The sequence below is a fragment of the Ensifer sp. KUDG1 genome (genome assembly GCF_050434285.1).
In the GTDB taxonomy this organism is placed as follows: domain Bacteria; phylum Pseudomonadota; class Alphaproteobacteria; order Rhizobiales; family Rhizobiaceae; genus Ensifer.
In genome coordinates this window covers 718,234-740,532 of the sequence record NZ_JBNDIG010000002.1, presented here as the reverse complement: position 1 = coordinate 740,532, position 22,299 = coordinate 718,234, and the positions used below count along the sequence as shown (strand labels likewise).

Below are 22,299 nucleotides of genomic sequence, written 5' to 3'. Positions count from 1 at the left end.
CTTGGAAAGCCATCCTACCAGAATTCATTGCTTTGCAGGGCGGCCGACGCGCAACGATATGTCCTGGGAGCGCACGATCCCGAAAGTCCTGCTCCCTATATCGAAAGAACGATGCGCAGTTTCAATGGGATAGTGGCATCTCGAATACGACGGCCGCCGCGAAGATAGGCGACGGTCTGTTCAGCGATCGTGCCCGGCGGCTTGCGGTAGGCAATGGCTGGCCCTCGCGTCCCAGCGCGCGCCTGTACGTCCTGTGAGTGTCGCATCGGAACGCGTCAGGCGCGCGTCCGATCTGCGCCGGTTAAGCAGGAAGGAGAAGACCGGCAGCACCCAGTGCAGGCCGCGCCACTCCGGTCCGTCGAGCGGATCATCCAGGCCGTTGCGTTTCTCGCGGCGGCGTTCGCGTTGCAGAACCGTCCACATGACTGCCCAATGTTCAAACATGGTCTCGCCTCCTTTGCCTTGAGACAGGGGGAGACCTAATGTCTTTGCCGGTAGCGTTGTAGGCGCACCGTTGAAAGACGTCTTTCATCCGCGAATGGAAGCCAAGGCGGATGCTCCGCGTTAGGACGAGACAGTAACCTCCATGGAGGACTTATGGCCGAGGCAGCCTGGGACGATTTGAAACTGTTCTATCACGTTGCGACCGAGGGCGGCTTGAGCGGGGCTGCCACGCGGACGGGCCTGAGCGCGCCGACCATCGGCCGGCGCATGCTCGCACTCGAGCGAGCGACCGGAAGGGTACTGTTCATCCGCAGCCAGCAAGGCTATCGCCTCGCTCACGACGGCCAGATCCTTCTCGAACATGTCCGCGCCATGCGGAATGCCGCCGAGAACATCTCCGACTGGCACCGCGACGCCTTTGCCCTGCCGATCGTGTCGGTCGCAAGCGACGCCTGGCTTGCCGGCTTCGTCGCCGATCATTCAACCGACATCCGCGCCTCGCGCGACGGTTTTCGCTTCTGCTGCAAGCACGCGCATCGCGGCCTCGACCTGACCTTCCGAGAGGCCGATGTCGCCGTCCTGCACGAAAAGCCGCACTCGGGTAACGTGGCGGTGCGCCGCTCGGTCAACATCGCCTACGCCGTCTATCGCGCCGGCAATATGCCGGAGCGCGAGGACTTTCCCTGGATATCGGTTGGTACCGAAGTCGCCAGCTCGCCGGCCGAAAGATGGGTCTTCGAAAACCGCGAGCAGCAGATCCATACGTGGACCGACAGTGCCGCCCTTCTCGTGCGGCTGATCCGCAACGGCGCCGGCCGCGGCGTCCTGCCCGCCTTTGTCGGCGAAGGTGATCCATTCCTGAAGCGCGAAGGCGACTTGATCGAGGGCCTGACGCATCCGTTGTGGATCGCGGCAAACGACGACGACCGGCGCCGTCCGGAGGTCCGGACGGTCGTCGATCGCCTCGCCGATCTTTTCAAACGCGAGGAGGCGCGGTTTGCGGGAGCTTCCGCCTGAGGCGGCTCAGACCCGCTCGCCCTTGCGGATGCGATAGGACGGCGAATACATCGTTACCAATTCTTCCGCCGCCGTCGGGTGCACTGCCATCGTCCGGTCGAAGTCGTCCTTGGTGCAGCCGGCCTTCAGCGAAATGCCGAGCAGCTGCGCCATTTCGCCCGCGTCATGACCAAGAATGTGAGCGCCGAGCACCTTGCGGTCGGCGGCATTGACGATCAGCTTCATGATCATCTTTTCCTTGCGGCCGGAAAGCGTCGCCTTCATCGGCCGGAACTCGGCGCGGTAGACTTCGAGTTCGTCGAACCGGCGCGCCGCTTCCTCTTCGGTCAGACCGACGGTACCGATTTCCGGCTGCGAGAAGACGGCGGTCGCGATCAGGTCGTGGTCCGGCGACACCGGATTGTTCTTGTACTCGGTCTCGATGAAGCACATCGCCTCATGGATCGCGACCGGCGTCAGTTGCACGCGGTCGGTCACGTCGCCAAGCGCATAGATGCCGGGCGCGCTGGTGCGCGAGAAGGCGTCGACGACGATGGCGCCGCGCTCGTCCGTCTTCACGCCGGCGGCCTCCAGGCCGAGGCCCCTGGTGTTCGGAACGCGGCCGAGCGCCAGCATCACCTGGTCGGCGACGATGTCGCCGTGCTTCATCGTGTGCGCGACGCGCTTGCCGTCGGCGTCGAGCGTAACGGACTGGATGATATCTTCGCAAAGGATGCGGATGCCCTTCTCTTCCATCGCCACATGCAGCCCGCGGCGCAGGTCATGGTCGAAGCGCGACAGGATTTCCTTGCCGCGATAGATCAGCGTCGTCTCGACGCCGAGGCCGTGGAAGACATTGGCGAACTCGACGGCGATGTAGCCGCCGCCTGCGATCAGGATCGACTTCGGCAGCTCCGCAAGGTCGAAGGCTTCGTTGGACGAAATGCAGTGCTCGTGGCCCGGCAGCGCGTCATGCGGGGTCGGATGACCACCGACGGCAATGACGATGCGTTCCGCCGTTACCGTCTTGCCGCTGTCGAGCAGGCGAACCGTGTTCGGGCCGACGAGCTCGGCGCGCGTATGCAGGATTTCGGCGCCCGCATTGTTGAGGCCCTTCTGGTAGAGCCCTTCGAGCCGGGTGATCTCCTGCTCCTTGGCGGCGACCAGCTTCTTCCAGTCGAACGTGCTTTCGCCGACCGTCCAGCCGAAGCCGGCTGCGTCTTCGAAGTGCTCGGAAAACTGCGACGCGTAGACATAAAGCTTCTTCGGCACGCAGCCGCGGATAACGCAGGTGCCGCCATAGCGAAACTCTTCCGCGATCGCGACCTTCTTGCCGAGGCTTGCCGCAAGGCGCCCGCTGCGCACGCCGCCCGAACCGCCGCCGATTACGAAAAGGTCATAGTCGAAAGCGGGCATGGGCAGTCTCCTGAAAGCAAGCGGGCCGAAATGGCGATCTGAAAAGCGCGCCGAACGATCCTGGGCCGACACGCAACCGGGCGCAGCCAATGGCCGCGTCGCAGGCACATATAGTGGAGCCTCCGGGCAAAAGAAAAGCCCGGATCGCTCCGGGCTCCTCGAAACGTGATGAAGGCGCTCGGCGCCGCAGCTTATTGTGCCGGCGCCTGGACGGCGCCTTCGGCTGCTGCCGGCTGGGTGGAGCCGACCTTCTCGTCGAGCGACTTGGTCGCTTCCTGGGTCAGGTCGCGCGATACGCCCGATGCCCAGATGTCGGCGGCCTTCAGGAGTTCGCGGGACGCGATCGGGCCGTCGTTCAGGAGCTTCTTGCCGGCGGCCGAGTTGTAGAACTCGGTGATCGCGTTCAGCTCTTCGAGGGAAAAGGTCTTGGCGTAGATCGTCGCGGCTTCGTTCTCGAGATCGGCGCGGCGGGCGGCAAGGCTCAGCGCCTTATCGTCGACGGTCGCGGTGATCAGTTCCTGATGGTTCGGCGATGCCTGGATCAGCGTGTTCTTCAGGCGCTCGGCAAGGTTCGGCAGAATGTTGTCGAAGCTGTTGGTTACGCCGAGAGCAGCGATCGTCGCGCGCGCCGCCTTGATCTGGTCTTCGGAGACGTCCTGGGCCTTAACCGCCGGAACGGACGCGGACAGCAGAACCGCGGTGGCAGCGAAAGTGCGGACAAGACCTGCGAGTTTGTTCATTTTTACCCTTGCTCCTGTGTTTGTCGCATGCTGCCCGGGCGATTGCCGCCGCCAGGCCCGCATGTATGGAAACCTGTTGTCTTCACCGCTCCTGCCCCTGACGGGGCAGTGAAGCCGGCTCAGGACGCAGTCAGCGTGCGTGCCCCTTGCGGCCCGGCAATAATTGCCAGCGAAGCGATGCCGATGAAAAGCCCGTGCTCGACGACGCCGGGAATGGCATTCAGCTCCCCGGCGAGCGCATCTGCATCAGGAATACGGCCAAAAGATGCATCGAGAATGAGGTGCCCGCCGTCCGTCAGGAAGGCGCCATCATGGGACTGGCGGACAGTGATATCCCCGGAAAGGCCCAGGCGCGAGGCAACCTTTTCGATCGCGATCCGGGTTGCCACCTGACCGAAAGGATTGACCTCGATCGGCAGTTTGAAGGCACCGAGAACGTCGACCACCTTCGTCTCGTCGGCAATCACGATCATACGATTGGAAGCGGCCGCGACGATCTTTTCGCGCAGCAGCGCACCGCCGCCACCCTTGATCAGCCGCAGCTGGCCATCGACCTCGTCGGCGCCGTCGATCGTCAGGTCCAGTTCCGGAAGCTCGTCGAGCGACTTCAGCGAAACACCGAGTTCGAGGCAGAGCCGCGCCGTGCGCTCCGAGGTCGGAACGCCTTCGATGCGAAAGCCCGCTGCGACCTTCTCGGCCAGGAGCCGCACAAACTCCTCGGCCGTGGAACCCGTGCCGATGCCGAGACGCATGCCGTCTTCGACATATTCCAGCGCCGCGGCCGCGGCTTTGATCTTCATTTCGCGGGCGTCCATGCGCCGGTCGCTCCCTTGTGATTCGCACGGGCAGCAGGCCGCAATCAGCGAACGGCCGCCCGTTTTTCCGCTGTGACACTTACACGCCCGACGACGCAAACAAAAGTCAAAATGAAATCGGCACTCAGGATTCCGTGTGCTTGCCGGCGCCGCTTGCCATTGCAATCGCCGATGAGTTCGCCTACCCGATCAACAACGGTTTTCAGCGCCAAGAGGTTTTCTCCTTGTCTTCTCCCATTGTCGTCTTCGATCTCGACGGAACGCTCGTCGACACGGCGCCAGACCTGGTCGCCAGCCTCAACCATGCAGTTACCCAGGCTGGCGTCGAGCCGGTCACCTACGGCGACCTCACCCATCTCGTCGGCCACGGTGCCCGCGCCATGATCGAGCGCACCTTTGCGATGCGGCAAAAGCCGCTCGCCGAAGACATGCTGGAATGGCAGCTGAAGGAATTCGTCGATTTCTACCACGGCTCGATGCCGGGCGATTCGCTGCCCTATCCGGGCCTGGTCGACGCGCTCGACCGCCTGTCGGCCGCCGGCTTCAAGCTCGCGGTCTGCACCAACAAGCCGGAAAAGCTCGCCACGCGTCTGCTCGAACGGCTCGGCCTGATCGAGCGCTTCGCCGCGATATCGGGCGGCGATACCTTTGAAGTGCGCAAGCCGGATGCCGCCCACCTGCTGCGCACGGTCTCCAATGCTGGGGGCCTGGCGACCCGCACCGTGATGGTCGGCGACAGCCTCAACGACTTTCTCGTCGCCCGCAACGCTCAGGTGCCCTCGATCGCCGTTCCCTTCGGCTATTCCGATGTTCCGGTCGAAAGTCTCGATCCCACCGTCGTCATCAGCCACTTCGACGAGCTGACCCCGGATCTGGTCTCGAGCCTGTTTTCCAAATAGCAGACAGAAAAAAGGCCGCTCGAAGCGGCCTTTTTCTTGCTTATCCTTCCGCCCGGCGCGCGCCGCGCGTCGCGTCGAAGGCCCGATTCATATACATGTCGCGCTCATAGACGTCGTTGAAGTACTCGACTACGCCGTCCTTGTTCGGCCAGGCCGTGAAGTAGGCGACGTAGACCGGAACCTTCACCGGAACCTGCAGCGCCTTGTTGCGGCCGCCGGCGATCTCCTTGCCGACATCGTCGACACTCGTGCCGAGCACGGCCGCCGCCATCAGGCGCGGATCGGCAAGCCGCACGCAGCCATGGCTGAGCGCGCGGTTGTCACGCTTGAAGAAGCTCTTCGACGGCGTGTCGTGCATGTAGATCGCATGGCTGTTGGGGAACAGGATCTTCAACTCGCCAAGCGCGTTGTCGCTGCTCGGCGGCTGGCGCACGGCAACCGATGCGGTCGAACCGTTCCAGTTGACCGATGCAGAGGGAACCGGCCGACCGCCGACCTCGACCTGGTAGCCCATGCGGTCGAGATAGTTCGGGTCGCTCCTGAGCTTCGGCAGCATCTCGTTGACGATGATCGACTGCGGCACGCCCCAGTAGGGGTTGACCTCGACCGTCTGGATCTCGTCCTGGAAGAAGTAGGTCTGGTTCGCCTTGGACCCGACGACGACACGCATGGAGAACTGCTCGGCGCCCTTGTCGGCGTAGGTGGCGGTAAAGGCCGGCTGGTTGATGAAGACGTAGCGGTCGCCGAGACCATCCGGCAGCCAACGCGCCTGCTCCATGGCGATTTCGAGCTTGTTGATCTTGGAGGCGACCGTGTCGCCGCCGGTCAGGATGCGAAGCGACGCCTGGCCGACAACACCGTCGGCCTTGAGCCCGTGCTCCTGCTGGAACGCCTCGACCACAGTGACCAGCTCCGGCGTGTATTCCGGGGTGCCCTGGTAGGCAGCAAGAACCGTAGCGTGGTCGGTCTTCAGCTTTTCCGAACCCTTGAGCCGGATACCCGCGATGATGTTTGCGAGTTCGGGATTGCTCTGGCCCGGCTTCAGCAGCGTGCCCGGCGCGATCTCGACGCGTTGCTCGACACCCTGTTCAGCGCGCAATTTTGCGAGTTCCGCCGAGAGTGCCGCAAATTGCGTGCTCTTCGGGCTCTGCTCATTCAAAAGCGCGGCAACGTCGCTGCTTGCCGACATCTTGTCGAGAAGCGGCAGCAGTTCCACCGACTTGCGCTTGAAGTCGTGATAGCCGGAGATCTTGTTCGGATCGATGCGGCCGCGCACCGTGTCCTGCACGTAGCTGAGCGTCGCGGCCGAAAGCGCGATCTCGAACTGCACCAGCTCCTTTTCGCGGGCGATCATGTCGCCGCGGTCGAAAGTGTCGGAGGGCACGCTGACGGCATAATCCTGGGGATCGAGGCCGACCTTGGCAGCGTCGGCCAGAGCGGCAACAGCTGCCTTCGCCTTGGCATTGACGCCTTCAGCGCCGATCCAGATGTAGTCCATGCGGGCGCCGTAATGGGCTTCGACCGCCTTTGCGACATCGCCCGAGGCACGCACGTTGATGCCGGGAAGGAATTGGCGCGCGTCGGCCAGCGGCGTACGCAGCATCGGCGGCAGCGCGTCGTTGCGCACGGAACCGGTAACCAAGGGATCGAGCAGCTTGTCGGTTGCGATCCGGCGCAGCGGCTCGGCCTTGTAGGTATAGTATTTCGGGCCGGTGATTTTCGGCAGCGGCTTGGCCGCCTGCTGCTGCGGATCGACCATCGCGCCGACGCCGGGAAGCGCCTCGTTGGTCGGGGCCTGCTGTGTTTCAGGCTTCTTCCGGCCTGCCCGGATGAAATCGCCAAGTGTGAAGGCCGAAGCCGGCCGCGCGTCCATGGTCGCGATCGCACAGCCGCTCATGAGCGCTACGATCGCTGCCGTCTTAAGAACTCTCATATGAAACTACGTCCCCGTATCGCGTTGTCGCCGAATTCGGCTGAAGCCAGATTCTCGCCACGCCCTCGTGCGCTAAAAGTTATAGAAAAGGATGGTGAATGAAAAGGAAACGCGCCGGCACTGATCGCCATCGGACCTCCTGTCGAAATCTCCCGAACGCCTCATTTTAAAGACGTGCGGAGAGCGATAAAAATTTGATCCCAATGGATTTTATTTCGGCATGCGCGCTTGCGCCGGCAGCGGCAGGCGATCGTCGCCGGAAAAGAAGATGGCGTCTGTGACCGAAACATCACAACGCTGCCGGAGGCCCGGCAAAGACCGAATCACGGTGGCGCAGCGTGGACCCGCCACGCCCGTGGGGTTTCAAACGATTGTAGCATAGCCAGCCCGGGCCCGCCCCTTTACAAGCTCCGGCCGTCGGGGCAGAGAGAGGCCCGGCACCCTGGAGAGATCCGCCACACGGCCCCTCGCCCAGGCTTCATGAACCGCATGATCAAGGCAGGTATCACGATGACATCGACGCGCACGGAAACAGATACGTTCGGCCCCATCGAAGTGGCGAACGACCGCTATTGGGGCGCTCAGGCCCAGCGTTCGCTCGGCAACTTCAAGATCGGTTGGGAAAAGCAGCCGGCTTCGATCGTCCGGGCGCTCGGCATCGTCAAGCAGGCGGCCGCCCGCACCAACCAGGCACTCGGCCGCCTCGACTCGACCGTCGCCGATGCGATCGTCAAGGCTTCGCAGGAAGTGATCGACGGCAAGCTCAACGACCATTTCCCGCTCGTCGTCTGGCAGACCGGTTCCGGCACCCAGTCGAACATGAACGCCAACGAGGTCATCTCGAACCGCGCCATCGAACTCATGGGCGGCGTCATGGGCTCGAAGAAGCCGGTGCATCCGAACGACCACGTCAACATGAGCCAGTCGTCGAACGACACCTATCCGACGGCGATGCACATCGCCTGCGCCGAGCGCGTCATCCATGACCTGCTGCCGGCGCTGAAGCACCTGCACAAGGCGCTCGAAGCCAAGGTCAAGGCCTTCGACCACATCATCAAGATCGGCCGCACCCACACCCAGGATGCAACCCCGCTGACGCTCGGCCAGGAATTCTCCGGCTACGCGGCGCAGGTCGCCTCCTCGATCAAGCGCATCGAAATGACCCTGCCGGGCCTTTGCGAACTTGCGCAGGGCGGCACGGCCGTCGGTACCGGCCTCAACGCGCCTGTCGGCTTTGCCGAAAAGGTCGCCGAAGAGATCGCCAAGATCACCGGCATTGCCTTCACCACCGCGCCGAACAAGTTCGAAGCGCTCGCCGCCCATGATTCCATGGTCTTCAGCCACGGCGCGATCAATGCGACGGCCGCTGCCCTCTTCAAGATCGCCAACGACATCCGTTTCCTCGGCTCCGGCCCGCGCTCGGGCCTTGGCGAATTGTCTCTGCCCGAAAACGAGCCCGGCTCGTCAATCATGCCGGGCAAGGTCAACCCGACCCAGTGCGAAGCGCTGACCCAGGTCTGCGTCCAGGTGTTCGGCAACCACGCCGCGCTCACCTTCGCCGGCAGCCAGGGCCATTTCGAGCTCAACGTCTTCAACCCGCTGATGGCCTACAACTTCCTGCAGTCGGTTCAGTTGCTCGCCGATGCGGCCGTGTCTTTCACCGACAATTGCGTCGTCGGCATCGAGGCACGCGAAGACAACATCAAGGCAGCGCTCGACCGCTCGCTGATGCTGGTGACGGCGCTTGCTCCGAAGATCGGCTACGACAACGCCGCCAAAATCGCCAAGACCGCGCACAAGAACGGCACGACGCTGCGCGAAGAAGCGGTCGGCGGCGGCTATGTGACGAACGAAGAGTTCGACGCGGTCGTTCGTCCGGAAACGATGATCAGCCCGGCCTGATCCATTTTGATACACCACGGCGCCTCCGCGGTGCCGTGGCCTTGATGTCGCGAACGCACTGTCGATCGGCAAAACCTGCCGCGATCGATCACGATGCGGCGGCGCGACGGCGGCAAATATTAAGACTTCGCAAATCATTTGCCCCTAAAAATAATGACCGATAAGCAGCGTTTCATATTAGGGGGTTTGCACATGCAAACGGCAAGCTCGGGCAAGGCTCAGACGCCCGATATCGCAGCGCAGGTAACCCATGCGATGCGCATGATGGGCGTGGCGCCCATCCCCCGCAATTACGAGCTCTATTACGAAGCCTATCTCGGCTCCAATCCGCAATTGTCGAAGGAACTGGCCGCACTCGGCAGCCGCGCGACCCAGGAAGAACTGGACGCGATCGGTGCGCAGTATTTCAGCCACATCCATCGCTCTACGGGCATCGAGCGCGCCCACACCACGCTTGCGGCCAAGCTTGCCGAACTGGTGACCCTGTTGCGCGACGAGCAGTACGCCCTCGAGAACTACAACAAGGTTCTCGACGAAGCCTATGTCAACATCGTCAGCAAGAGCGCATCGAGCGCCGATATCCTGCGCCACGCGATCGGCATCCTGACCGACGCGACGGCCGAGACGATGAGCCAGGGCAAGGAACGCGTCGAGACCGTCGTGCAGAAGTCCTTCGAGATGGAGGTCATTCGGCAGGAACTCGACGAGTACAAGCGCATCGCCAACACAGATTCGCTGACACGGCTCGCCAACCGCCGCGCCTTCGACGACAATCTGGCGGCTGTCTACAACAACGAGCACCTGAGAAACTTCACCGGCCTGCTCGTTGCCGACATCGACCACTTCAAGAAGGTCAACGACACCTTCGGCCATCCCGTCGGCGACAAGATCCTGGCGACCGTCGGCGGCGTGTTGCGCGCCAATCTGCGCCGGGAGGCTTTCGTCGCGCGCACCGGCGGCGAGGAATTCGCCATCATCCTCGGCGACAGCAGCCAGGAAGAGTGCCTCCAGATCGCCGACCGCATCCGCACCGTGCTGGCCGCGACGCCCTTCCGCAATTCCAAGACCGGCGTCAATTACGGCCCGATCACGCTGTCTGTCGGCGTCTGCATGGCGACGGCCGCCGAAGACCCGGTTGATCTCTACAACAAGGCCGACATCGCGCTCTACTCGGCCAAGAACGCGGGGCGCAACAAGACGGTTCTCTTCGAAGATGGCATGCGCAAGGAATCCGGCCGCAATTGGCTGATCTATCGCCGCTGAGAAGGCGGCGTCTTCCTGATACAAAACCGACAACGGGCGCCCTTCGCGGGCGCCTTTTGCGTTTCATGGCGAGTACCTGCTGGGACTACTGGCGACACGCGTCGGCTCCTGCGGCGCGAGCAATTGCGATCATCTCCGGCCGGTATTCGAAATGCATCGTGTCGAAGTGATACCAACGGCCGCCCCAGATGAAGCCGTGTTTCTCGAAGGCTTGAACGATGCCCAGCGGGTAGCGGTTGCGATAGCCGTCGCGGGCCTTTCCGGCCCAGCGCCAATAGTCGGCAAAGCGCGTGTTGATATCGATGGCCGCACCGAAACTGTGGACCGACAGCGTCGCGGTGCCCGCAATCGGCCGCCAGTTGAAGGTGCCGGCACTCGGGCTGAGATAGCGCCTGAATTCGGCTTGTCGCGACAGGTCCGCGGCGACAGCCTTCAGCGCCGCCGCCATCCCATGCTTCCTCGTGACCTGCAGCCGCTCGCCGAACCAGTCCACGCCAACGAGATCCCGCCGGACGGCTGCAGCGCTGCCGCCATAGAGCCGTTTCAGAAGCGCTTCGCTGCGTATGCGCCCCGGGTCGACATCGACCGCTGGCGGCGTCGCACAGGCACCGAGCGGATAGACCTGCGACAGGCTGTCCTCGACGTCCCCCGCAGCGAGTTTCTCGGCATGACTTTTCGTTCGGCCGTCGTCGATGACGATCGGCGATCCGCCATCCCTAAGGATCAAGGCATTGCCGTCGATGCGCGCGATGGCATCCGGGTAGCTTGCTGCCAGCAGATTGAGCTTTTCCGCCAGCGATGGCTCACCAGCAGACGCCTTGCCGGCCAGGAGGGCGAGCAGGAACGCACCTGTCAGAGCTTGCTGCCGCACCCTCGCCTCCAGCCTCCGTGCTTGCCTGATCGCGCCGATCAGCCGGGGCGCAGCTTACCACATGGTCTTGGCGGCGCGCTCCGGCCATTCGCGGTCATAGGTCTCCCGGTCGAAATCCGCCTTGGCGGCCTTCAGCAGCGTGCCGGGCGTCGGCAGCGATGCCGGATCGAGGAAGCGATCGGGGTTCCAGAGTTGGGCACGCATGACGGCGCGGGCGCACTGGAAATAAACCTCGCCAATCGTCACGACGATGACGCTGCGCGGGTGCTTGCCGTCGACCTCGAAGCTTTCCGTCAGGGTGGGATCGACGCTGAGCACCGCCGTGCCGTTGATGCGCATCGTCGTGTTCGAACCGGGAATCAGGAACATCAGCGCCACGCGCGGATCGCGCACGATATTGGCAAGCGAATCGACCCGATTGTTGCCGCGCCAGTCCGGCAGAAGCACAGTCTTGTCGTCGCCGATCCGCACGACGCAATCGTCGTCGCCGCGCGGTGAGCAATCGAGACCCTCCGGGCCGACGGTCGCAAGCGCGCAGAAAGGCGATGCCTCGATCATCAGCCGGTATTCGGCCGTCAGCGTCTTGGTGACCTTGGCCACCGACGCTTCGCTGACGCCGCCATAGAGCGCGTTGAGTTCCTCGACCGAGGTGATGATCGACATGCCGTCCTCCAATGCTGCCAAAAAAGCCCGGGAACAATCTGGATACAGAGAATCCCGGGCCAGCGACCCTTCGGCCGATAGCATGACAGACTGATGACGCGGTCAACGAAAATAGTCAGGCGGCGGCTTTTTGATCTTCCGCGTGTATGAAGGCGTTGATCCGCGCGATCACCGGTGCGGCCGAAACGATGCGCCGATGGCCAAAACCGTTTGCCCAGTGCATTTCGACATTCGGCCCGGCCGCCGCATAACGGCGCGCATGGTCGGCGGAGACTTCCTTGTCGTCTTCCGCATGGATGACGAGCGTCGGCACGGCGCGCGCCTGGATCACGTGCGCAGCATCGAAATCCTGAAGTCGGCGGCCGGAGAGACGTTCGACAACGCCTTCGAAGGCCACCTGCGCCTTCGGAGAAAGGCGAAGAATTCTCCCGAAGCCTTTGAAAAGCCAAGTCATCTCGCTTGGTGCACCGATCAGCACCAGCTTCTTCGGCATATGGCTGTGCACGTCGCAGACGATGCCGCCGGCAGCGCAAGCCAGGCTGCCGCCGCCGAAGGAATGGCCGACACAGACGTCGAAATTGCCGAAGTGCCGCCAGGCCGCGTCGATCGCCCGAACCGCTGCCGGCATGGTCAACGTGCGCCCCGGCGAAGCGCCGTGCCCGGGCCAGTCGAGCGTCACCACCTCGGCGCCGCCCTTGACCAGGCCGTCGATCATCGCTGCCAGATAGTCGCTGCGCGATCCCCAACCGTGCACGAGGAGAATGCGCTTGGTGTTGGCCGCCTCGCGCGGCGCCGCGAACCGGCGCGCCAGCACCCAGCCGCCGGCATAGGAGAGCGTCACCGGCTGACCCTTGGCGATAACAGGGGCGGCAGCCGCGAGCGCCGCCTTTTCCTTAGCGTTCTTCGGCTTTCTGCCGGGCGTGAGAGTGAACAGCCTGAAAGCGAGCCGCCCGGCCGCCTCGGGTGAAAACGCGTCGACGCCCTTCAGCGCGTTGCGGATGACCTTGATCGCAAAGGATGCCATAGTGGGAATCTCTTGTTATGTTCAATGCTGAACATAATTGTACAACGTTGAACAAAAATCAAGTGACGAGCGAACATCATTTTCCCTGGGACCATCCCCGCTTTCGCAGCTGGATCGCGGTTGCCCGCGCCTGCCAGTTGATGCAGCAGACGGTGACGCGCGAGATCGCCCATCTCGACATCAAGCCGCCGCATCTTGACATCCTCATCAATCTCTATCGCTTCGAAGGCATTTCGCAGCAAGAACTGGCGCGCAAGCTGCTGGTCGGGCGCTCGAACATGAGCATGCTTCTGCCGCACCTGGAAAAGCGCGGGCTCATCCTGCGCCGCGGTGACGAGAAGGATAAGCGCATACTGCGCCTGTCATTGACAGCTGAAGGCCGGACGCTCACCGAGGCGGCGATGGAGATCCATACAGCGCTGATCGAGCGATTGCTGGACGACGAATCGCTGGATGATTGCCTGGTGGTCACCCGATCGATGGAGCGGCTGATTGGCATGCTGCTGAAGGAAGAGAACGAGCTGGCCTGACGAGTGCTGATTTTGCGCGTCTGATGAGACGCGGGGCGCGGTCTTGGTCAGCGCGGCTTTTCCGCCTTGTCTCGCGACATGCCCTTGTCGGCAAGTTCCTGCTCGTAGGCGGCAAAGAGCTCCGCGCCCTTTTCCCCCAGTTCATGCAGATAGCTCCAGGTAAAGATGCCGGTATCATGGGTATCATCAAAACCGATGCGCACCGCATAATTGCCGGTCGGCTGCACCGAGATGATCTGCACATTGCGCTTGCCGGGCACGGTCACCCGCTGGCCGGGACCATGGCCCTGCACTTCGGCAGACGGCGAAAGCACCCGCAGCATCTCCGCCGAGAGATCGAAGGACGCTCCGTCGTTGAACGTCACCACAAGCCGGTGGCGATCCTTCGACACCCGCAATTCCGTCGGCCAGAATTCGCTCATTTCGCTGCTTCCTTTCGCGTACGACAAACCGGATGCCGCCCATTCGCCGTAATCTGCGTCCCCGATGCGGCATTGCTCTTAAGGACGACAATGCACTAGCGCAGAAATCGGCGCGCGAGAATTACCCGTCTCTTCCGATCAACACTTTGCGACAGTATGCGCCTTGACGCGACCATCTTCGACGACGACATTGAAGGGGCTGGGAGAAAGACGTTTGAACACAGCAACGATAGACAGATTTGGCGCTCTGCCGTTGGAGCAGAAGACGGTCCCGATGATCGACCCCTTCGGGCGGGCGATCACCTATCTGCGCGTGTCCGTCACCGACCGCTGCGATTTCCGCTGCACCTATTGCATGGCCGAGCACATGACCTTCCTGCCGAAGAAGGATCTGCTGACGCTCGAAGAATTGCAGCGTCTCTGTTCCGCCTTCATCGGCAAGGGTGTCCGCAAGCTCAGGCTTACCGGCGGCGAACCGCTGGTGCGCAAGAACATCATGTTTCTGGTGCGCGAACTCGGTCGTGAGATCGAGGCCGGCCGGCTTGACGAACTGACGCTGACGACCAATGGCTCGCAGCTCGCGAAATATGCCGCCGAACTCGCCGACTGCGGCGTCAAGCGCATCAACGTCTCGCTCGATACGCTCGACCCGGCAAAGTTCCACCAGATCACCCGCTGGGGCGAGCTCTCCAAGGTCATGGAAGGCATCGACGCCGCCCAGGCCGCCGGCCTGAAGATCAAGATCAACGCGGTGGCGCTCAAAGGCTTCAACGACCAGGAGATCCCGGACCTGATGCGCTGGGCCCATGGCCGCGGCATGGATCTGACCTTGATCGAGACCATGCCGATGGGCGAGATCGAGGAAGACCGGACCGACCACTACATGCCGCTGTCGGAAATGCGCCGGCAGCTGGAAGAACAGTTCACCTTCTCCGACATTCCCTATCGCACAGGCGGCCCTGCCCGTTATCTCGAAGTGGCGGAAACCGGCGGAAGGCTCGGCCTGATCACGCCGATGACCCATAATTTCTGCGAGAGCTGCAACCGCGTCCGTCTCACCTGCACCGGCACGCTCTACATGTGCCTCGGCCAGAACGACGCGGCGGACCTGCGCACCGCGCTCAGGGCCTCGGAAGACGATGCCTATCTCAGCCAGGTGATCGACGAGGCGATCGGCCGCAAGCCGAAGGGCCACGACTTCATCATCGACCGCGAGCACAACCGCCCGGCCGTTGCCCGCCACATGAGCGTCACCGGCGGCTGACCTTTCATCAGGATACCAATCTTGGAAAAACAACCGGCAGGCGGCCCCTCAACCGCCTGCCGGCACCTTCTCCGCGCAGATGGGGAGAAGGGAATGTGGGGCACATCTTCATGTCCCCACGTACTCCGCGTGTCACTGGATAGCGCCTGCATCTGGGCGCTCGGCAGCCAGGCACGATCTCCATGCCCGCCTGCCGGCGAGGTTTATTCCCCGGATTGACTCAGAGGACATTGAGCTAGCAGGGAGACCAGCCACCCGCCCAGAGGCTCAAGCCGCGCAGCTTCGATGCCCCTGGCCCCGCGCGCCGATGCCGTCCGTCCCTGTGCGGAAGCGCTCGATCTTGTCGTTGAGCGCTTCGACCTGCCGGCGCAGGCCGTGGATCTCGGCGGTATTTTCCTCGACCATCGCGGCGTTCTGCTGGGTGATCAGCTCGACCTGATGCACGGCCGAGTTCACCTCATTGAGACCGGTGTACTGGTCGGCGGCCGAAGCCTCGATGTTGCTGACGAGGTCGTGGATCGTGCCGATATGGCTGTTGATCACCGTCAGCGCGTCGCCGGTTTCCTGGACGAGCGCCACGCCGCTTCTCACCTGCGCCGAGCTTTCGGAAATCAGCCCCTTGATCTCGCGGGCAGCCCCGGCGCAGCGCTGGGCGAGTTCGCGCACTTCCTGCGCCACCACGGCAAAGCCGCGGCCCGCCTCGCCTGCCCGCGCCGCCTCGACGCCGGCATTGAGCGCAAGCAGGTTTGTCTGGAAGGCGATCTCGTCGATAACACCGATGATCGTGCTGATCTTCTCCGAGGAGCGGTTGATCTCCGCCATCGCGTCGATCGCCTTGGCGACCACCTGGCCGGAATGCTTGGCGTAGGAATTGGTCTCGCCGACCGAAACCGTCGTCTTGCGGGCGCTTTCGGCGGTCGCGCGGACGATATCGGTCAATTGACGCAGCGCCCGCGAGCTTTCTTCAAGCGCCGCTGCCTGCTGCTCGGTCCGGCGCGCCAGGTCGTCAGCCGACGCGGCAAGATTGCCGGTGCCGCCAGTGATCTCGCCAGTAACGACGCGCACGTCGGCAAGCGTCGCCCGCAGCGCCTCGACGGCATTGTTGTAGGTGCGGGCCATGATCACGTAATCGGCCGGCAGGTCTTCGGACATGCCCTCTTCGAGATCGCCGTCAGCAAGTGCCGCCAGCACGTCGGAGAGCGCGTTCAGCGCCTGCATCTGCTCGGCCTCGATGCGTGCGCGCTCGGCAGCCCGGCGCGTTTCCTCTTCCGCAGAAAGCGCACGCGCAGCCTCGGCCTCGCGGCCAAGCCGGACATTCTCGACCGCATTGTCGCGGAACACGGCAACCGAGCGCACCATGTCGCCGATCTCGTCGCCACGGTTGCGGCCCTCGATGGCAACGTCGAGATCGCCGTTGGCAAGCCGCGTCATCGTTTCGGTCACGCGCTTCAGCGGGCCGCGCAACGTCTCGACCAGCATCAGGCCGCCGATGATGGCAAGCAGCGTGCCGGCGATCATCGCCACGATCGAAACATCGGCCGAGCGCTGGCTGTCGACCTTGCCGGCCTCCTGGGCGCTGCTGACGAAGCTCTCGAGCGTCGTGCTGGCGGTTGCGACCATCGTCGCCGCTTCGCTCCTAGCGGCCTGCCAGCGGCCGCCGACGTCGATCAATGCTGCCGTGCCCTTGTCGATGTTGTCGAGCGACGGGCTGAGCTTGCCCGGCAGATCGCGAAGGGCAGCATTCTTGCCGCCGAGTTCACCGAGCTTGGTTGCCGTTTCGCGAACCGCCTGAATATCGGCCATGACCGGATCGCGGCCGGCGGCATCGAGCTTGCGATGCAGCTCGCTGATGTGCAGTCGCGTGCTGTCGAGACCCTTGAAGGTGTCGCCCATCAGCGCGATCAGGGTCTTCAGCTGCGAGATCTCGGCATCCATGCCGACGAAGCGCTTGGCGGCCGTGTCGGAATTCTTCGCAGCCTCCTTGGCAAAGTCGGCCTCATATTTCGAGAACTTGCTGAGGATCGGCACCAGCGCGTTCTTCTTCGCCTCGTTGTCCTCGCCGCCGGCAAGGATCGCCTGAACTTTGAGCGCCTGGTCCTTCACTTCGGCAATCGGCGCCTGCACCTTTTCCGAGGCGATCTTTTCGGCTTCTTCGATCTGCTTCATGAGATGCGGCAGTAGCTTGCTCGCCTGGTCGACCTTGGCGTCGGGATTGACGGCCATCGTCACCGGAAGACGGAATTTCTTGATGCGCTCGGCAAGGCCCTGATAGGCGGCGGCATCGAACAGCAACGCCTTGGCGAAGGCTTCCTTCTCGCCCGATTCCTTGCGGATGATGTCGATCTGCTTATAGGCGCCGTTGCCCTGTTCGGTCATGTTGGCAAGCGCCTTGTCGAGCGACGCTGTCACCTGATCACGTTCGATCTTGGTCGCCCAGAGCTTGTCCGTCTGGCTGCGCATTGCATTTCCGAGCGCCAGCACAGTGGCGATCTCCGCCTTGTCCTCGGCACGGCTCAACAGGCCGTCGAGCGCCTTCACGCCGCCTTCCTGTTCGTCGATCTGGCTCGACAGGGCCGTGCGCGTCTCTTCACTCGGCGCATCGGCAAACGCCTGCAGCGCGCCACGTAGCGCCTGGAAATCCGAGAGATTGTTGATGGTTTCCCGCGTCACGGTCATATGGCCGTTGAGCGTTCGGGCCGTGAAGAAGCCGATGAGACCAATGCCGGCAATAAGCGCCACCAGCGGAACCACGAAAAGCAGAACCTTGGTGACGATACGCAGCCGTTGCAGCAAGCGATCGATGAAAGACATTGCGCACCCCTGATTATTCTTATGGGAAGCAGGCCCGCGCGGCGGCTTTTCTTGGTGGAAACACCGATGGGACATCGACCGGAGGCTCTCCCAAGCCTCATGCAAACGTCCCTGGAATGGCCACCCTGCAAGGTTTATTGCGGCGCCACCCCGCCGATCGCGTCATGCGAATGGATGCGGAATTGCGGCGACGATAGGCAGCGAAACTTAAGATTCCGCGAATAAGCTTATGTTAGAGCGCACCCGTTTTACCGGCGAACGACAGTCTTTCCTGTAAGGGGCGCGGCGCGAAAACACCCCTTCTACTTGTCGAACAAGAAAAGTCGTCGCGTCATGCGATCCCGTTTGCACAAGGCGACAGCCAATGCTTAAACATTGGGCGATCCATTCACGGATTCGCCTCCCATTCGCCGGCAGCGCAGCCCGCTTGTCCGGCGCCGCAGGACAGCCAGCATGCAAGCCTCCACCAATTTCCGCGGCATTCTTTTCATGTGCCTGGCGATGGTCACGTTTTCCTGCAACGACGCGCTCGTCAAATCCGTCACCGGTGCGATGAATGTTGGGCAGATCATCTTCGTGCGCGGCTTGCTGACGACGCTGATGGTCGTGCTCGCCGCCTGGCACTTTCGAGCCTTCCGGCCGATCGGAACGCTGATGCGGCCGGTGATCCTGTTGCGCATCGCCATGGAGGCGCTGGCCTCCGTCACCTACATCTCGGCCCTTGGCCAGATCCCGCTCGCGAATGCTTCGGCGATCATGCAGGCGCTGCCCCTGGCAGTCACGCTCGGCGCCGCACTCTTCCTCGGCGAGCCGGTCGGCTGGCGCCGCTGGACCGCCATCATCGCCGGCTTCATCGGCGTGCTGATCGTGCTGCGGCCGGGCCCCGAGGGCTTCACGCCGGCGGCGCTGACCGTGGTCGGCTGCGTCTTCGTCACCGCGACCCGCGATCTCTGCACCCGTCGCATCGGCCACGACGTGCCGGCGCTCTACATCACCGTGTCGACTTCGCTCGTCACCACCATCGTCGGCGCCCTGCTCATCCAGCCGATGGGCGGTTGGCAACCGATGTCGACGACCACCTTCAGCCATATCGCTGCGGCGAGCGTTCTTTTGATGCTCGGCTACCAGACGATCGTGCTGGCGATGCGTGCGGGCGACATCTCGGTGATTGCGCCCTTCCGCTACACCAGCCTGATCTGGTCGATTGCGATCGGCATATTCTTCTTTGCCGAGGTGCCGGATCACTGGATGCTGGTCGGCGTCGCGATCATCATCGGTTCGGGTCTCTACACCTTCTATCGCGAGACGCTGCGTGGCCGCAAAGCCTTCGCCCAGCGCTCGTTGACCGGCCCGCTGGAATAGGAGCCGACAATGCCCGGAAGCCCTCCCTCGCCCCTGATCAGCGCATCCCGGCCCGCCGTCGTGCTTGCCGGCGGATTGTCGCGCCGTATGGGCAGCCCGAAGTTCGGCCTTCCGCTCGGCGGTCAGACGATGCTGTCGCGCATCATCGCCCGGCTCCGCCCTCAGGTGACGAGCGTCGCCGTCAACCTCAACGCCCATCCGGCTGGCGCCATAGATGAAAGCGTGCCCGTCATCGCCGATACGGTCCCCGGATTTCTCGGTCCGCTTGCCGGCGTGCTGACAGCGATGCGCCATGTCGCGGCCACCAATCCGGCTGCAAGCCACGTTGTCGTCGTTCCGACCGATACGCCGTTCTTTCCGGACGATCTCGTCACCCGAATGGTGGCCGCCCTGACGGAGCAGCAGCAGATTGCCGTTGCGGCATCCGACAGGCAGATGCATCCGCTGTTCGGGCTCTGGCCGGTCGCCCTTGCCGACGAACTTGAGGCCTTCCTGACCAGCGATCCGAAGCGCCGCGTCCGCGCCTTCATCGAAAGCCACCCGGCGGTCACGGTCGATTTTCCGCTCGTCGCGACGACAAAAGGCGCATTCGACCCGTTTTTCAACGTCAACACGCCCGAGGATCTGACCGACGCGGAGCAATGGATGCGTTTTTTCGAGGATGACAAGACATGAGCGCCATGAAGATCTTCGGCATCGCCGGCTGGAAGAACTCGGGCAAGACCGGCCTGATGGTGCGGCTCGTCACCGAACTGACGCAGCGCGGCTACGTCGTCTCCACCGTCAAGCACGCCCACCACGACTTCGATATCGACAAGGTCGGCGCCGACAGCTACCGCCACCGCGAGGCTGGCGCCCATGAGGTGACCATCGTCTCCGGCACGCGATTTGCGATCATGCACGAATTGCGCGGCGCGCCAGAGCCAAGCTTCGAGGATATCCTGGCGCGGCTTGCGCCCTGTGATCTCGTGCTCATCGAAGGCTACAAGCGCGAGCCGATCCCGAAGATCGAGGCCCGCCGTCTGGAGTCCGCGAACCGCGAGCCGCTGGCCCCAACGGATCCGCATATCTGCGCGATCGCCGCCGACCATCCGGTCGCCAACAGCGATCTTCCGGTCTTCGACCTCGATGACACAAACGCGATCGCCGACTTCGTCGAGAAAGTCACGGATCTTAAGCGCAAGAACGCCGCTTCCTGATCAAGGCGCGCGGGCCTGAGGCCGACAGTCAAGGCTTCGTGGCGTCGCGATACTTCTGCGGCAGCCCGTCGAGCAACTGCTGCGCCTTCTGCATGCCTTGTTTCGCCGCCCTTGCATACCATTCGGCAGCCGACGCAAGATTTTGCTCCACGCCGGCGCCCCTTGCATAGGCGATGCCGAGATTGAGTTGCGCGTCAGCATTTCCCTGCTCGGCAGCCTTGCGAAACCATCTGGCAGCAGCCGCAGCGTCGCTTTCCACGCCGATGGCATTGAGATAGGCCACACCGAGACTGAACTGCGCCAGAGCGTAGCCCTGATTGGCCGCGAGCTCATAAAGCCGCGCCGCCTCCTTGAGGTTCTTCTCGAGGCCGAGGCCGCCTGCGTACATCACCGCCAGATGGAACTGGCCGCGGGGATCCCCGCGATCAGCCAGTGCCAGAAACCAGCGGTGCGCTTCCGCGTAGCTTTCTCCGGTGCCGGTCCCCTTCAGGTACATGAGGCCGACGTTCAACTGGGCCTTGGCATCCCCTTGCTTGGCCGCCTTCAGGTAGAGGTCAAAGGCCGCCGCCGGATCCTTCTCGACGCCGCGGCCGAGCATGTAGAAGGTGGCGAGGTCCACCTGTGCTGCAACCATCCCCTGGTCGGCCGCCTTGCGGCACCAGTTCACCGCCTCCCGATCGTCGCGCCCGACGCCGAAGGCGCGCACGTAAACGCCGCAGAGCAGATTTTGCGCTTCCTTATGGCCGGCGTTCGCAACCGGGCGAAGCCAGCGAAGTCCCTCCTGGGCATCGATCCGCCCGGCCTCGCTGTTGAAATAGAGCCGGCCGGCATTCGCTTGCCCATCGACATATCCCTGCTCGGCGGAACGCAGGTACCAGCGCAGCGCTTCCGCCATGTTGCGCTCCACGCCGACACCCTTCTCGTACATGAAACCGAGGTTGTACTGGGCACGCGCCTCCCCGGCGACCGCGGCTCGCGACGTCCATCGGTAAGCCTCCGCGTCATTCTTCAACGTGCCGCTGCCTTGGAAATAGGCGATGGCCAGATTGTGCATGGCGGCCACCAGGCCTTGTTCCGATGCTTTCCGATACCATTCAAACGCCGCGGCCGGGTCGCGCGCCGTACCGCGCCCCTGCTGGTAGAGAAAGCCCAGGTTGAACTGTGCCGCCGCATAGCCTTGTTCAGCCGCCAGCTGGTAATAGGCGAAGGCCTGCGCATCATCCTTGGCAACGCCCAGCCCCTGTTCGTAGATCACCCCGAGACTATATTGGGCCTCCGGAATGCGCTGCTCGGCGGAGAACCGAAACCATCGTCCAGCCTCCTCATAGTTCTGCTTCACGCCTTCGCCGCCGTTGAAATAGATGGTGCCGAGGTGGAATTGCGCCTTCGCGTCGCCACTCTCGGCCGCCTTCCGGTACCAGCCGATCGCCTTCAGGAAGTCGCGCTCGACGCCCTCGCCGGTGTGGTAGCGCATACCGAGATCGACCTGCGCCTGGACATCGCCGTCTTCGGCCCGCTCCACCACCTTGTCGAACGGCGGCAGGCCCGGGGCCGCACCATCCGCGTGGACGGAGGACGAGAACACCGAAGACGTCAGGGCAACAACGAGTCCGAAGACGACGCGCTTCATCCACACCTCCCAGGCTACCGCTACGCGGAAAAATCCTATGGCGAGGTTCCTTCAACCGAAAGTCGATTTCGACAGACGGCTTCAAAGCGTCGAGCAGCGGCCGTTAACCGCCTCA

At 63.2% G+C, this 22,299-nt stretch carries 21 protein-coding genes; 9 read left to right on the top strand and 12 right to left on the bottom strand.

Annotated features, from left to right (window positions below; translation table 11 throughout):
• Nucleotides 1-180 precede the first annotated feature (180 nt).
• Nucleotides 181-444: a hypothetical protein gene (locus M2267_RS09185; protein WP_429114132.1), complete on the bottom strand. Its 264-nt coding sequence runs from the start codon at nucleotides 442-444 to the stop codon at nucleotides 181-183.
• A 153-nt stretch (nucleotides 445-597) separates the two neighbouring features.
• On the opposite strand from M2267_RS09185, the gene M2267_RS09180 reads away from it, so the two are divergent.
• Entirely contained in the window at nucleotides 598-1,461 is an 864-nt protein-coding gene (locus M2267_RS09180; protein WP_429114129.1) for a LysR family transcriptional regulator, read from the top strand.
• Nucleotides 1,462-1,467: 6 nt separating this feature from the next.
• Here M2267_RS09180 and gor read toward each other — a convergent pair whose 3' ends face one another.
• The 4 genes from gor to M2267_RS09160 all read right to left on the bottom strand — a co-directional run bounded on the left by gor (nucleotide 1,468) and on the right by M2267_RS09160 (nucleotide 4,623).
• A complete protein-coding gene (gene gor, locus M2267_RS09175) occupies nucleotides 1,468-2,856 on the bottom strand; it encodes a glutathione-disulfide reductase (RefSeq protein WP_429114128.1) in 1,389 nt (462 codons plus the stop codon).
• A gap of 191 nt (nucleotides 2,857-3,047) precedes the next feature.
• Entirely contained in the window at nucleotides 3,048-3,596 is a 549-nt protein-coding gene (locus M2267_RS09170) for a DUF2059 domain-containing protein (RefSeq protein WP_034795099.1), read from the bottom strand.
• 119 nt (nucleotides 3,597-3,715) lie between these two features.
• On the bottom strand, nucleotides 3,716-4,411 hold the full coding sequence (gene rpiA, locus M2267_RS09165; protein ID WP_429114126.1) for a ribose-5-phosphate isomerase RpiA: 696 nt from the start codon (nucleotides 4,409-4,411) through the stop codon (nucleotides 3,716-3,718).
• Nucleotides 4,412-4,455: 44 nt separating this feature from the next.
• Complete coding sequence (locus tag M2267_RS09160; protein WP_162733015.1) at nucleotides 4,456-4,623, bottom strand: hypothetical protein; 168 nt, start codon at nucleotides 4,621-4,623, stop codon at nucleotides 4,456-4,458.
• Nucleotides 4,624-4,635: 12 nt separating this feature from the next.
• Between M2267_RS09160 and M2267_RS09155 the strand changes: the two genes are divergently transcribed.
• On the top strand, nucleotides 4,636-5,310 hold the full coding sequence (locus M2267_RS09155; RefSeq protein ID WP_429114125.1) for an HAD family hydrolase: 675 nt from the start codon (nucleotides 4,636-4,638) through the stop codon (nucleotides 5,308-5,310).
• Nucleotides 5,311-5,350: 40 nt separating this feature from the next.
• On the opposite strand, the gene M2267_RS09150 is transcribed toward M2267_RS09155, so the two are convergent.
• Nucleotides 5,351-7,243, bottom strand: a complete 1,893-nt coding sequence (locus tag M2267_RS09150) for a L,D-transpeptidase family protein (RefSeq protein WP_429114123.1) — start codon at nucleotides 7,241-7,243, stop codon at nucleotides 5,351-5,353.
• 510 nt (nucleotides 7,244-7,753) lie between these two features.
• On the opposite strand from M2267_RS09150, the gene fumC reads away from it, so the two are divergent.
• Both fumC and M2267_RS09140 read left to right on the top strand, forming a co-directional pair.
• On the top strand, nucleotides 7,754-9,145 hold the full coding sequence (gene fumC, locus M2267_RS09145; RefSeq protein ID WP_043616470.1) for a class II fumarate hydratase: 1,392 nt from the start codon (nucleotides 7,754-7,756) through the stop codon (nucleotides 9,143-9,145).
• A 192-nt stretch (nucleotides 9,146-9,337) separates the two neighbouring features.
• Nucleotides 9,338-10,408 (top strand): GGDEF domain-containing protein, encoded by a 1,071-nt coding sequence (locus tag M2267_RS09140; protein ID WP_034795108.1) that lies wholly within the window; start codon nucleotides 9,338-9,340, stop codon nucleotides 10,406-10,408.
• 85 nt (nucleotides 10,409-10,493) lie between these two features.
• Here the strand turns inward: M2267_RS09140 and M2267_RS09135 are convergent, their stop codons facing one another.
• From M2267_RS09135 to M2267_RS09125, 3 genes are all read right to left on the bottom strand, one after another.
• Nucleotides 10,494-11,279, bottom strand: a complete 786-nt coding sequence (locus M2267_RS09135) for a M15 family metallopeptidase (RefSeq protein WP_429114122.1) — start codon at nucleotides 11,277-11,279, stop codon at nucleotides 10,494-10,496.
• Nucleotides 11,280-11,333: 54 nt separating this feature from the next.
• Entirely contained in the window at nucleotides 11,334-11,942 is a 609-nt protein-coding gene (locus tag M2267_RS09130; protein ID WP_429114120.1) for a pyridoxamine 5'-phosphate oxidase family protein, read from the bottom strand.
• A gap of 115 nt (nucleotides 11,943-12,057) precedes the next feature.
• A complete protein-coding gene (locus M2267_RS09125; protein ID WP_429114117.1) occupies nucleotides 12,058-12,966 on the bottom strand; it encodes an alpha/beta fold hydrolase in 909 nt (302 codons plus the stop codon).
• 47 nt (nucleotides 12,967-13,013) lie between these two features.
• Here M2267_RS09125 and M2267_RS09120 point away from each other — a divergent pair, with 47 nt between their 5' ends.
• The gene (locus M2267_RS09120) at nucleotides 13,014-13,496 is read left to right on the top strand and encodes a MarR family winged helix-turn-helix transcriptional regulator (protein ID WP_043616440.1); all 483 of its coding nucleotides are present in this window, start codon (nucleotides 13,014-13,016) and stop codon (nucleotides 13,494-13,496) included.
• 47 nt (nucleotides 13,497-13,543) lie between these two features.
• Here the strand turns inward: M2267_RS09120 and M2267_RS09115 are convergent, their stop codons facing one another.
• Nucleotides 13,544-13,918: a gamma-butyrobetaine hydroxylase-like domain-containing protein gene (locus M2267_RS09115; protein WP_402317754.1), complete on the bottom strand. Its 375-nt coding sequence runs from the start codon at nucleotides 13,916-13,918 to the stop codon at nucleotides 13,544-13,546.
• Nucleotides 13,919-14,132: 214 nt separating this feature from the next.
• Here M2267_RS09115 and moaA point away from each other — a divergent pair, with 214 nt between their 5' ends.
• Entirely contained in the window at nucleotides 14,133-15,182 is a 1,050-nt protein-coding gene (gene moaA, locus M2267_RS09110) for a GTP 3',8-cyclase MoaA (protein ID WP_429114115.1), read from the top strand.
• 267 nt (nucleotides 15,183-15,449) lie between these two features.
• On the opposite strand, the gene M2267_RS09105 is transcribed toward moaA, so the two are convergent.
• Nucleotides 15,450-17,993 (bottom strand): methyl-accepting chemotaxis protein, encoded by a 2,544-nt coding sequence (locus M2267_RS09105; protein ID WP_429114114.1) that lies wholly within the window; start codon nucleotides 17,991-17,993, stop codon nucleotides 15,450-15,452.
• A 453-nt stretch (nucleotides 17,994-18,446) separates the two neighbouring features.
• Here M2267_RS09105 and M2267_RS09100 point away from each other — a divergent pair, with 453 nt between their 5' ends.
• The 3 genes from M2267_RS09100 to mobB are packed head-to-tail and all read left to right on the top strand — an operon-like array spanning nucleotide 18,447 to nucleotide 20,554.
• Entirely contained in the window at nucleotides 18,447-19,355 is a 909-nt protein-coding gene (locus M2267_RS09100; protein ID WP_429114113.1) for a DMT family transporter, read from the top strand.
• A gap of 9 nt (nucleotides 19,356-19,364) precedes the next feature.
• Nucleotides 19,365-20,030: a molybdenum cofactor guanylyltransferase MobA gene (mobA, locus tag M2267_RS09095; protein WP_429114111.1), complete on the top strand. Its 666-nt coding sequence runs from the start codon at nucleotides 19,365-19,367 to the stop codon at nucleotides 20,028-20,030.
• Entirely contained in the window at nucleotides 20,027-20,554 is a 528-nt protein-coding gene (gene mobB / locus M2267_RS09090; protein WP_429114110.1) for a molybdopterin-guanine dinucleotide biosynthesis protein B, read from the top strand. Before mobA ends, mobB begins: the two co-directional genes overlap by 4 nt.
• 28 nt (nucleotides 20,555-20,582) lie before the next feature.
• Here the strand turns inward: mobB and M2267_RS09085 are convergent, their stop codons facing one another.
• A complete protein-coding gene (locus M2267_RS09085; protein ID WP_429114107.1) occupies nucleotides 20,583-22,184 on the bottom strand; it encodes a tetratricopeptide repeat protein in 1,602 nt (533 codons plus the stop codon).
• Between the last annotated feature and the right edge of the window lie 115 nt (nucleotides 22,185-22,299).